This window comes from Planktosalinus sp., from assembly GCF_059864935.1.
In genome coordinates this window covers 1-12250 of the sequence record NZ_JCBCCK010000025.1, presented here as the reverse complement: position 1 = coordinate 12250, position 12250 = coordinate 1, and the positions used below count along the sequence as shown (strand labels likewise).

The 12250-nt window shown below is 37.0% G+C and carries 9 protein-coding genes and 1 pseudogene; 5 read left to right on the top strand and 5 right to left on the bottom strand.

Annotated elements, in window-relative coordinates; translation table 11 throughout:
* The coding region (locus tag AC6F75_RS01085) for a DNA topoisomerase (ATP-hydrolyzing) (protein ID WP_500713077.1) at positions 1-1313 on the bottom strand (1313 nt) is incomplete at its 3' end.
* Positions 1314-1573: 260 nt separating this feature from the next.
* Between AC6F75_RS01085 and AC6F75_RS01080 the strand changes: the two genes are divergently transcribed.
* Genes AC6F75_RS01080 through AC6F75_RS01070 form a run of 3 tightly spaced genes read left to right on the top strand, consistent with a single transcriptional unit; the run spans position 1574 to position 4838 of the window.
* On the top strand, positions 1574-4135 hold the full coding sequence (locus tag AC6F75_RS01080) for an AAA family ATPase (protein WP_500713076.1): 2562 nt from the start codon (positions 1574-1576) through the stop codon (positions 4133-4135).
* Between the two features lie 59 nt (positions 4136-4194).
* Positions 4195-4497 carry a hypothetical protein gene (locus AC6F75_RS01075; RefSeq protein ID WP_500713075.1) on the top strand — a complete coding sequence of 101 codons (303 nt, stop codon included), beginning with the start codon at positions 4195-4197 and terminating at the stop codon, positions 4495-4497.
* A complete protein-coding gene (locus AC6F75_RS01070; protein WP_500713074.1) occupies positions 4494-4838 on the top strand; it encodes a TraR/DksA C4-type zinc finger protein in 345 nt (114 codons plus the stop codon). The genes AC6F75_RS01075 and AC6F75_RS01070 overlap by 4 nt, the downstream gene beginning before the upstream one ends.
* Positions 4839-4840: 2 nt before the next feature.
* Here the strand turns inward: AC6F75_RS01070 and hutH are convergent, their stop codons facing one another.
* On the bottom strand, positions 4841-6352 hold the full coding sequence (gene hutH / locus AC6F75_RS01065; protein WP_500713073.1) for a histidine ammonia-lyase: 1512 nt from the start codon (positions 6350-6352) through the stop codon (positions 4841-4843).
* Positions 6353-6590: 238 nt separating this feature from the next.
* On the opposite strand from hutH, the gene AC6F75_RS01060 reads away from it, so the two are divergent.
* Together AC6F75_RS01060 and AC6F75_RS01055 are read left to right on the top strand one after the other, a co-directional pair.
* The gene (locus AC6F75_RS01060) at positions 6591-6782 is read left to right on the top strand and encodes a cold shock domain-containing protein (protein ID WP_500713072.1); all 192 of its coding nucleotides are present in this window, start codon (positions 6591-6593) and stop codon (positions 6780-6782) included.
* A 184-nt stretch (positions 6783-6966) separates the two neighbouring features.
* On the top strand, positions 6967-8274 hold the full coding sequence (locus tag AC6F75_RS01055; RefSeq protein WP_500713071.1) for a hypothetical protein: 1308 nt from the start codon (positions 6967-6969) through the stop codon (positions 8272-8274).
* 71 nt (positions 8275-8345) lie between these two features.
* On the opposite strand, the gene AC6F75_RS01050 is transcribed toward AC6F75_RS01055, so the two are convergent.
* The 3 genes and pseudogenes from AC6F75_RS01050 to AC6F75_RS01040 all read right to left on the bottom strand — a co-directional run.
* Positions 8346-9806 carry an oligosaccharide flippase family protein gene (locus tag AC6F75_RS01050; protein ID WP_500713070.1) on the bottom strand — a complete coding sequence of 487 codons (1461 nt, stop codon included), beginning with the start codon at positions 9804-9806 and terminating at the stop codon, positions 8346-8348.
* 9 nt (positions 9807-9815) lie between these two features.
* Positions 9816-11102: a glycosyltransferase gene (locus AC6F75_RS01045; RefSeq protein ID WP_500713069.1), complete on the bottom strand. Its 1287-nt coding sequence runs from the start codon at positions 11100-11102 to the stop codon at positions 9816-9818.
* 41 nt (positions 11103-11143) lie between these two features.
* A pseudogene (locus AC6F75_RS01040) lies at positions 11144-12250 on the bottom strand (hypothetical protein); the annotation flags it as partial.

Genomic DNA, 12250 nt, shown 5'->3' with positions numbered 1-12250 from the left:
CGCAATTTATCCTGCTCCAGCCCCGTCAATTGACGTAAGCGCATTTCAACAATTGCTTTTGCCTGAATCTCTGAAAGCTCAAAACGTTCAATCAATTTTTGACGTGCTTCATCGGCATTTGATGATGCCCTGATGATTTTTATTACTTCATCAATATTGTCTGAAGCGATAATCAACCCTTCAAGGATGTGTGCTCTTTCTTCGGCTTTTCTAAGTAAGTACTGGGTTCTTCTTGTAACAACCTCGTGTCTGTGCTCGACAAAATACTTGATTAAGTCTTTAAGATTGAGCATTTGTGGCCTTCCTTTTACAAGTGCAATGTTGTTTACACTAAAAGAAGATTGGAGTGAGGTATATTTGTATAGAGTATTTAAAACAATGTTTGGAACAGCATCACGTTTCAAAATATAAACTATTCTCATACCATTTCTGTCAGACTCGTCCCTGATGTTTGAAATGCCTTCAATTTTTTTCTCATTGACCAAATCGGCTGTTTTTTTGATCATGTCAGCTTTATTGGTTTGGTAGGGAATTTCGGTAACAATAATACATTCTTTACCGTTGATTTCCTCAAAAGCAGCTTTTGCTCGAACTACTACTCTCCCTCTTCCTGTTTCAAAAGCTTCCTTAACACCTTCATAACCGTAAATTGTACCTCCTGTTGGGAAATCAGGAGCTTTGATGTGTTCCATCAAGTCTTGTATGGTGACGTCATTGTTTTCTATATAAGCTATGGTTCCGTCAATGACCTCAGAAAGGTTATGAGGCGGCATATTTGTAGCCATACCGACAGCAATTCCGGATGCGCCATTAATCAGCAATCCGGGAACTCGCGTTGGAAGAACTGTTGGTTCCTCCAGAGTATCATCAAAATTTAGTTGAAAATCAACTGTTTCTTTATCAATGTCAGCAAGCATGTCTTCAGAAATTTTTTGCATTCTTGCTTCAGTATAACGCATTGCAGCAGGACTATCTCCGTCAACGGAGCCAAAGTTACCCTGACCGTCTACCAGCATATACCTCAAACTCCACTCCTGTGCCATTCTTACCATGGCATCATAAACAGAGGTATCGCCATGTGGGTGGTATTTACCTAAAACTTCTCCAACAATTCTAGCCGATTTTTTATGGGCTGTATTTGACCTTACACCCAATTCGTGCATTCCAAATAACACACGTCTGTGAACAGGTTTCATTCCATCTCTCACATCAGGTAGTGCGCGTGACACAATGACCGACATAGAATAATCTATGTAAGCTGATTTCATTTCTTCCTCTATGTTGATTGGAATCAATTTTTCACCTTCATTCATATACTTATTGTTTTAATTTATCGTTAGTAAATTTTATCCGGCAATATACGGCTTTTAAAGCTTTTTTGGTTAAATTTCGGCTTCTGTTTTGCACTATTTTATTAACAAATTTACCTCTTAAACCGGTTAATAAATACACTACATTTAACTTTTATTTTGAAAACTTTTTTTGTCAATTTACTTACAATGCTTGTTCAAGGAATAGTTTTTGTGCAGTTCAAGCATATTTCGTAATTTTATACACTTGAAATACAATATATATGGATGATAATTTTTCCCCAAGAGTCAAAGATGTAATAGCCTTCAGTAAAGAGGAAGCTTTACGCCTTGGTCACGATTTTATTGGAACTGAACACCTAATGCTTGGTTTACTGAGGGATGGGAATGGGAAAGCCATTCATATACTCAATGCACTTGATATAGATTTAAACCAATTAAGACGCAAAGTTGAAATATTAAGCCCGGCTAACCCAAACACTGGTGCTCTGGCAAATGATAAAAAAAACTTGCATCTCACCAGGCAGGCAGAACGCGCTTTAAAAACAACATTTCTTGAAGCCAAGCTATTTCAAAATTCCTCCATAAATACTGCTCACCTGCTATTGTGTATTTTGAGAAATGAAAATGACCCTACTACAAAACTACTCAACAAAATGAATTTGGATTATGATGGTGTAAAAGACCAGTTTAAATTTATGATTACCAATGACGAAAATGCTTTTGAAACCCCAAGGTCTGAATCGTTTCCCAATGAAGATGATGACACACCTGATATGGACGATGGCCCTAAAGAGTCTTCATTTGGTACAACGGGTGCCACAAAGCAACCTAAAAAATCTAAAACACCGGTGTTGGATAATTTTGGAAGAGATTTAACAGCACTTGCTGAAGAAGGAAAACTTGACCCAGTTGTGGGTCGTGAAGATGAAATTCAGCGTGTTTCCCAGATTTTAAGCAGGAGAAAGAAAAACAATCCGTTGTTAATTGGCGAGCCCGGAGTAGGAAAATCTGCTATTGCTGAAGGTCTTGCTTTACGCATTATTCAAAGAAAAGTTTCAAGAATTCTATACGACAAAAGAGTAGTTACTCTTGATTTAGCCAGCTTGGTTGCTGGAACTAAATACAGGGGACAGTTTGAAGAACGAATGAAAGCAGTTATGAACGAGTTGGAGAAAAATGACGATATCATTCTCTTTATTGATGAAATTCATACCATTGTTGGTGCTGGTGGAGCAACAGGTTCTCTTGATGCTTCAAACATGTTCAAACCGGCTCTGGCCAGAGGCGAAATTCAATGTATTGGCGCCACTACACTTGATGAATACAGACAATATATTGAAAAAGATGGCGCTCTAGAACGACGTTTCCAAAAAGTAATTATTGAACCTACAAGCGTCGAAGAAACCATTGAAATTCTAAACAACATAAAAGATAAATATGAAGCTCATCACAATGTGACTTATACAGATGAAGCCATACTTGCCTGTGTCAATCTCACCAACAGGTATATGACTGAACGCTTCCTGCCGGACAAGGCCATTGATGCACTTGACGAGTCAGGCTCCAGGGTTCACATTACCAACATCCATGTAACCGAAAAAATACTTCAAATTGAAGCACAACTTGAGGAAGTGAGAGAGCTCAAAAACTCTGTTGTCAAAAAACAGAAATATGAAGAAGCCGCAAAACTGAGGGACGATGAGAAAAAACTAGAAAAAGAACTGGCCTTAGCACAGGAAGAATGGGAAAAAGACTCTAAACTTCACCGTGAAACCGTTACCGAAGAAAACGTTGCTGAAGTAGTGTCAATGATTACCGGAGTGCCCGTAAACAGGATTGCACAAACCGAAATCAAGAAACTTTCAGAACTTCCCATTCATATCAAGGGTAAAGTGATTGGCCAGGATGAAGCTGTCGGAAAAGTTGTAAAAGCCATTCAGCGAAACCGTGCGGGCTTAAAAGACCCCAATAAACCGATTGGATCATTTATTTTCCTGGGTCAAACAGGTGTGGGTAAAACCCAACTGGCAAAAGTACTTGCTCGCGAGTTGTTTGATTCAGAAAACGCTTTGGTGCGCATAGATATGAGTGAGTATATGGAAAAATTCTCTGTTTCAAGACTTATAGGTGCCCCTCCGGGTTATGTGGGTTATGAAGAAGGAGGTCAATTAACTGAAAAGATTAGACGCAAACCTTATGCTGTTTTGTTGCTTGATGAAATTGAGAAAGCACACCCTGATGTGTTCAATATGTTACTTCAAGTGCTCGACGACGGCTATCTCACAGATAGCTTAGGACGCAAAATCGACTTCAGGAATACCATAATCATTATGACATCAAACATTGGAGCCCGAAAACTCAAAGACTTTGGTCAAGGTGTTGGATTTGGAACCGCTGCAAAAACCACCCAAGCTGATGATAATGCCAAAAGTATCATTGAAAATGCACTTAAAAAGGCATTTGCTCCAGAGTTTTTAAACCGAGTAGATGATGTGGTTGTTTTCAATGTACTTGAAAAAGAAGACATCAATAAAATCATTGATATTGAACTTGCAAAACTTTTTGCCCGAATTAAAGATTTAGGCTATACATTAACCTTGACAAAAACTGCAAAAGATTACATTGCAGACAAAGGTTTTGATAGGGAGTATGGCGCGAGACCATTAAACCGAGCCATTCAAAAATATATTGAAGACGCTTTGGCCGAGGAAATCATTTCGTCAAAACTGGTTGAAGGCGATTCCATTTTGATGGATTTAGACGAAAAATCCAATGAATTGGTCATCAAAATCGAAAAAAAGAAAAAACCCACTGAATCTTAATGACTAAAAATAAGAAAGTTTTATTAGGAGTTTTTACATTTTTGCCTGTACTATTTGTTATGGCATACGTGTTTGTTTTCTTTAAATTTTTCTTTAGTTCGATGATTTCACCTCAATTTGACCCCCACTTAAATGACGAATATTTTTTTGGTAATTTGTTGCTGTTGATTCTTTTAATATTTGCGGCGGTAATTTTAGGTATAGGTATGATGATTTATTACATCATTCACGCAAACAAAAATCCAAAATTTGACAACAATCAAAAGTTGATATGGATTTTAATTTTAGTCCTCACCTCTTTTATCGGTAATATCATTTATTATTTTGTCGAAATAATTCCCGAAAAACAAATTGAAAAATGAGTTACTCAAAGGAAGAGCTTACAGATATACATTCCAGAATAACTGCTGAAATTAAATCAACTGGTGAAACCGTTGAAAAATTCAGGGAACTCACAAAGCCCATTGCCCCAGAAAATTCCATTGGCAGGGTTTCAAGAATGGACGCCATAAATAATAAAAGCGTCAACGATGCTACACTCGAAAAAGCAATCACTAAACTTAAAAATCTGAAGATTGCCCTAACAAAAATCAACGAACCTGAATTTGGTTTGTGCAGAAGGTGCAAACAGCAAATTCCCGTTGGCAGGATTCTTTTAATGCCCCAGGTTACTATCTGTGTAAAATGCGCTTCCCTTGGTTGATATTACTCAAACAGCAATTCCGGGTCAATGCTAAAAGACTGCAAAAATCCAATACTGGCGTGAATATCATCGGCCATCAAGCGATCTTCTTCAACAAAAGCAACACCCTTTCGATACATTTCCAGAAAAGACTCTAAAAACGGAGACGTTTTTTTTGGGCTCCTAAAATGTAGTGCTTGGGAAGCATTAAACAATTCAATAGCGAGAATTGTTTCTAAATTTTCAATGATTTTTAAGCATTTTGTCGCCGCATTTGCCCCCATACTCACATGATCTTCCTGACCGTTTGAAGAAACAATAGAATCCACACTTGCGGGTGTAGCCAGTTGTTTGTTTTGACTAACAATGGATGCAGCAGTATACTGCGGAATCATAAATCCTGAATTTAATCCCGGATTCTTAACAAGAAAGTTAGGCAAATCCCTGCTTCCGGAAATTAACTGATAGGTCCTGCGTTCTGAAATACTGCCCAGTTCGGCCATAGCAATTCCCAGATAATCCAACGCTAATGCAAGTGGTTGCCCGTGAAAGTTTCCTCCGGATATTATTTTATCTTCTTCAATAAAAATGTTTGGATTGTCAGTCACAGAGTTGATTTCAGTTTTTACAGTTTTTGTCACAAAGTCAATGGTATCCTTCGTCGCTCCATGCACCTGTGGTATACACCGAAAAGAATATGGGTCCTGAACAGATTGTTTTTCGTTTTTGCCGATTTCACTTCCATCAAGAAAATTTAGGATATTTTCAGCAGTTTTTATTTGTCCGCGATGTGGTCTTATTTCGTGTACTAAAGGATCAAAGGGTGAAAGGTTACAGTTAAATGCATCAATTGAAGTGGCACCAATTATATCAGCCAGATAGGACAGCTTGTGTGATTTTATTAAGCAATATACCCCGTAAGCACTCATAAACTGTGTCCCGTTCAACAATGCCAGGCCTTCTTTCGCTTGAAGCGAGATGGGCTTCCACCCCTTTTGGTCAAGTATTTTTTGAGCATGTTCAGTTTTGTTTTTATAATATACTTCACCTAAACCAAGCAAAGGTAAAGACAAGTGTGCTAAAGGAGCCAAATCCCCTGAAGCACCTAGACTTCCCTGACTGTATATTACAGGTAAAACATCATGGTTGTAAAAATCGATGAGTCGCTCAACCGTTTCTAGTTGAACACCACTATGCCCATAACTCAATGATTGAACCTTGAGTAAAAGCATAAGTTTAATTATCGCTTTTGGAACATAATCTCCCGTTCCACAGGCGTGTGATTTTACCAAATTGCTTTGAAGTGCAGATAAATCTTCATTAGAAATTTTAACATTACATAACGAGCCAAACCCTGTGTTGATTCCATAAATTGGATTTTCATTGTTTGCAATTTTCTTATCCAAATATGCTTTGGACTTTTTTATATTTAAAACAGCTTCATCTGAAAGGGCCAACTGTTTTTGAGATTCTATTATATCAATAACGGCAGCAATATCAAGCACTTGACTGCTGATGTAATGAAAATCGGGCATTAGGCAAGAGGTTTTGTTTGTTGATTTTTCAAAAGTAGAAAATCTAAAAGTATTATTTACCTTTTTAAGGAAGTTTATCATTAAATCAACGGAAAATCAGCAGTTAAATCCTTGAAATAAATACCTGAATGGAGCCTAAAACTTTAAGGAATTAATAATTTATTGTAAAACAATAGGTTGTAAAAAGAATTAGTAGTAGATTTGCAACTTATTAAAACAATTTTTATTTTTATTTATTATGCAAACAGGAACAGTAAAATTCTTCAATGATTCAAAAGGTTTTGGATTTATTAAAGACAGTCAATCAAACGAAGAAATCTTCGTACACGTCTCAGGTCTAGTTGACGACATTAGAGAAGACGACGAAGTTACCTTTGAAACAGCTCAAGGTAAAAAAGGATTAAATGCAGTAAATGTTAAACTTGCTTAATCGCAGTTTTTAATATATACCTTTTAACTTTCACAAAACCCTCCTAATAGGAGGGTTTTTTTTATTTTGTTGATATTCTGAAAGTTAGATAATGTTTAAAACTTTTGGCACGACCTTTGTAATTTTAATAGCGGTAATTAATGCTAACCAAATAAAGCAATTACTAATTTAAAAACCCGCTACTATGAAAAATCTAATTTTAACATTCGCAACTATCTGCATCGGTTTGATTGCAATAAAAAGTTCAGCAAACGATCTGGGCTATTATGCCTCATATGATGGAACCAAAGTTATTTTTGTTGAAGGTGGTATTGAGTTTTCAATATTTCCTGATGGACAGTTTGACTTTGTTTATTTGGGCCACCAAAATTCTCAGGTAACTGTCTCGACTCCAAATGTAGCGGTAAATTTTAATTCAGGTTATAACTATGACGCCTACGTACAGTATGACAGCTATGGTGCAGTTATTCAAATTGAAGACACTCCTATTTACTACGATCATTATGGCCGTATTGTAAGAGCCGGAGATGTTACAATCAGATACAACAACAGAAGGCTCGTTCAGGTTGGTGGATTGTATTATCATTACAACCCTCATGGGTATTTTACACATTATTCAGGGTATATCAATGTCTATAACAGATATTACGTTTACAGGCCCTGGCACGTTTACTATGCAGTGCCTTATTATACTTACTGTGTAGTTTATACTTATCCTTACAGAAGATATTATACTCCTGTGAGATACAGTTACAGTTACCACAGAACACATTATAGAAACGGATATGCATATGTTAACGGAAGACGTGAATTCCACAGACCCGGAAGCAGGGTGCATCACAGAGATGGGCGTGTTTCATCTAACAGGGATTTTAGAACATCAGGAAGAAATGGTGATGTAGCTGCCACTACTTACAGAAGAGATGATCAGGTTATCAGAACAAACTTTACATCAAGAATGGAATCCGCTCAACGTGGTACTTCGGTTAGCAGTACAGCTTCAAGAGCTGAAAATACTCAAAGGGATATACCGGTTGCAAACAACACTATGAGAAATGACCGGGTTGAAAGAGGCACACCTCAAAGCAATACTGCCTCAAGAAGTGAAAATGTGCAGCGAGGCACTATGACGGCAAACAACACTGTAAGAAATGAGCGTGTTGAAAGAGTTGTCCCTCAAAGAAATACAGCAGTAAGAAATGAAAATACACAGAGACAGAGACCGGCAACAACCCAGACGCAGAACACGCAAGTGAACAGACAAACGGCAAGACCTGCTGTAAACCGGTCACAAAATGTGCAGTCGAACAGGCAAACAGCAAGACCTGCAGCAACCCAGTCTCAAAATACGCAGGCAAATAGACAAACAGCGAGACCTGCTACTAACCGGTCACAAAATACGCAAGCAAACAGAGCAACTGTTAGACAACAAAATACCACGCCATCAAGAGCCTCCGGCGGAACTACCAGTAGAAGTGGTGGAAGAGGATAAAAGTTTAAGTTAAGTTTTGGTTGGTTGGAAGCCCTTTTGAATGTGAAAACAGGATGAAGGGTTTCTTTTTTTTAGAAAATCCTTTTGATTATTGCATTGAATAAACTGTTGATATCATCAGATATTTTCCCTTTATACATCAGGATAAAATAAGCCAAACTAAAGATGATTGACTTAAACCCAATATTTACAAGAGGATGAAATTGAAAATCCCACAAATAAAAAAGCAAGTAAAATAATGCCAATGCAAAAAATACTTTCAGGGTTTCCTTGCTAAATGGATGCATCTTGAACTTGTTATTTACAACTATTATTTTCGCCAAACTGTAAAGAAACAATGAAATAAAAGTAGCGACGGCTGCCCCGTTGATACCATATTTAGGGATAAAGATTATATTTAAAGAAATGGTTAGAACAGCAAGAAAAACACCAAGCACAACTGTCCACTTGTAATAATCTGAATTGTATAAAATGGCATTGTTAATCCCCAGTAAGTTGTCAAAAAGTTTTGAAACTGAAATCAACAGCACAACAAAGAGCCCGGTGTTGTATTCATCCGGAATCAATTCATACAATTGTTTCACATTAAGAACAATCATTAAAAACACCCACCCTGAAATCACAAAGAGGGTTAACGAGCTTTTTTTGTACAATTTTTCCAACTCGATCCAATTTCGGGAATTCAATAATTCAGCTGTGATGGGATAAGTAATTTGATGCATCGCCCTTGAAGGCACAATGATTACCATAGCAATAAAAATAGCCACATTGTAATAAGCCACATTTTCAATGGGTATATACTTCCCTATCATCACTTTATCAATATCCAACAATACTAAAGCAATTGAGCCCGCAACAATAATCATAGCAGAATATGAAAAAATCTGTTTAGTATTTTTCGGAAAATTGAAAAGGAGTTTAGGAAATTTCAGCCTGTAAGCATACAATTTCATGACTACAGTCCTTAAAAAATAGACCCCCACCAGCGACCATACAAACTCATTGGCGTCAATGAACTCAAAGTAAACGGCAAACAACAGGATCATAATGACGATTCTGTGAAATACCTCTTTCATAAAATTACCAAAAGCACTTTGCATTTGTACTTTTGACCAGGCATAAAACACTTCAAAATAAGCCATCGCGATAGCAATCAGGAAAATTGAAGGCACATAATTTCTGATGATTTCATTTTCTTTTGCCAAAAAAGAGGAAATATTTTCGTAAGCAAAAACACCTATCAATCCCACCGGAATAATCATCAGTAACGGCAAATAAAGCATAAAACTCAAAAAGTTTTCGCGTTGGGTTAAGTCATCGTAAGAAGAATAGAACTTCACAAGTGTGTTATGAACACCAAATGCCATCAGTGGAGTCATTATGGTTGACGCAGAAAGTAAAAACCCTACCAGCCCATAATACTCGTCAGTAAGAAAGTTAGTGTATAGAAACAGTGTGTTCAATGCGCCAACTGCAAAACCAATATAAGTGGTTATGGTGTTTTGAATGGACTGCCTGACTACAATTCCCATAATAATAATTTATGAACTGGTGGAGTTGATCACTTCTGCCAGTTTTTTGGTGAGGTTTTTCCGACTGTATTGCTCAATGTCTTTTGAATTTACCTCAAGTGTTCCGGTTTTATAATAGTGATATAAGCTCAAAATATGTGCTTTTAATTCGCTTTCAAGAAAAGCATCAAAATACTTCCCTGCTCCGGTTTCATCAATAATTCCTTCAATATCACTTCCCTTTGGACCGATGGCCACAATGGGTCTTTTTGCTGCAAGATATTCAAATAACTTTCCGGGAATAATTGCTTTGGTTTCAGGGCTGTCAATTTCAATCAATAATAAAACTTGAGATTTTCTTTGTAGTTCAATTGACTGCTTATGTGTAATATAACCTATATTATTTAAATATTCACTTAACTTATAGGCATTTATCCTTTTCAACACATCATCACTTACAAGCCCGGCAAGTTTTAGTTCAAAATCTTTTTTGAATTCTGAATTTTCATTTACCAACTCAGACAAAACTTTCCATAACATTACGGGATTTCTTTCCGAAAGTAAAGAGCCTATATGAGCGAGGGTAAATTTTTTATCAAGTTCATTTTCAGTGGAAATTTCCACATCAAATCCATTGGTGATTACTTCAATTGGTTTCTGAGTAATGGCTTCAAACTCTTTTTTAGTTGAAGGGCTCGTTGCAATTATTTTATCAGCTGTCTGTAATACATCTTTCTCAAGTTGTTTATGTTTTTCTTGCGAAGCTTTGGTAAGCCGAAGTTCTTTGTGATAACCAATTGTTGTCCAGGGGTCCCTAAAATCGGCTATCCAGGGAAGTTGTGTTTGTTTTTTTAATTTTTTACCAATTAAATGCAAACTATGTGGCGGACCGGTTGTGATAATCACATCCACTGGATTGTTTTTTAAATATTCATTCAAAAACTTCACTGACGGTTTCACCCATCCAACCCGTGCATCAGGGATAAAAAAGTTTCCCCTTACAAACAGCATCAATTTTTCAATTGCTGAGGTTTTTTTTTGGGGTATTATTCCACTGCTGATGGTTTGGGTTTTCTTTTTAAAAAACAACTTTGCAACATCGTAAGGCTCCTTGATGGGGTGTTTGATAATTTCAATCCCTTCAGGAATTTCATCCACAAGTGTGTTGTCTGTTATCGGGTAATGTGGATTTTCCGGAATATAGACCACAGGCTCTACATTAAAATCCTTCATGTATTTTACAAATTTCAACCATCGCTGTACTCCCGGTCCTCCTGCGGGCGGCCAATAATAAGTGATGATCAGAACCTTTTTCATACCCCTAATTCCCGCGAAAGCGGTAATCTCGTTAATTAAACCTACTTATTATCCTCGTTTAAATCTTTACCTCTCTTTGATTTAATTCCAAAATATACCCCTCCAATAAGCAACAAAAGCAATAATACAGAACTCGCTAATGCAATGCTACTCCCCTTTTGAACAACTTCAGGTTCAAATTTAAATTCGATCTTATTATATCCTTCAGGAACCATCAATGCCCTGAGTGCATAGTTGGCCCTAAAGTGCTCTGCTTCCTTTCCGTTGATATAGGCATTCCACCCATAAGGATAGTACAATTCAGAAAAGACAGCTAATCCGGGCGAAGTGTTTTCGGTTTCATAATACAGATAATCCGGTCTAACTTCAATTAGTTTAATTGACGCTAAGGAATCTACTTCAAAAATCCGGGTGGGAACCAAATGCTCAAATTCTCGGTGAACAATAGCGGTTTGTTTGGTATTTGTATTTTCTATGCCTAAAATTTCTTCATCGGCACTTTCAACCATTTTGACTTCTTCAACAAACCAGGCATTACCATTAACCATTGGATTCACTGATGCAAGCACCTTACCCTCATCATCTTGTTCAAGGAAATACTTTACGTTAAACATATTAAACACTTCCAGCTTCCCTTTTTCAAAATAAAAGTCATACAACTCCTGCATTTTGCCGGGTTTAGCGGCATGATAACCACCTAAGGAGTTGTGAAAAAAGCTTGCCCGGGCACTTCCAAAAGGATTTTGGGTCAAATCATAAACCCTGTAATGACTATCGTCTTTTAAAATTTCCTTGTCAGCAGGATATTCAGAAAACGGATTTAACACCTGTCTGGCTGCCACAAAATTATCACTGTTTACATAGCGTTTATTCACGGGAACCAAATCCAAAATAAATAAGAACCCGATTAAAACGTACATTGTATTTAGTTTTAACTTGCCTTTCAAGTACATCCACATCAGTCCTGCTGCAACAACCACAAAGCCTAAGCTTCGCAGGGTGTCTTTTACAAACAGGGATATACGGTCTTCTCTAACAGCATCCATAAACTGATTTGTTCTATCACCAAACAGTGGCTCATATCTATACAAGTTTATATATTCATATTCCCCTATAAAATTGAAGAAACTGTTTTTGAAAAACAAAAA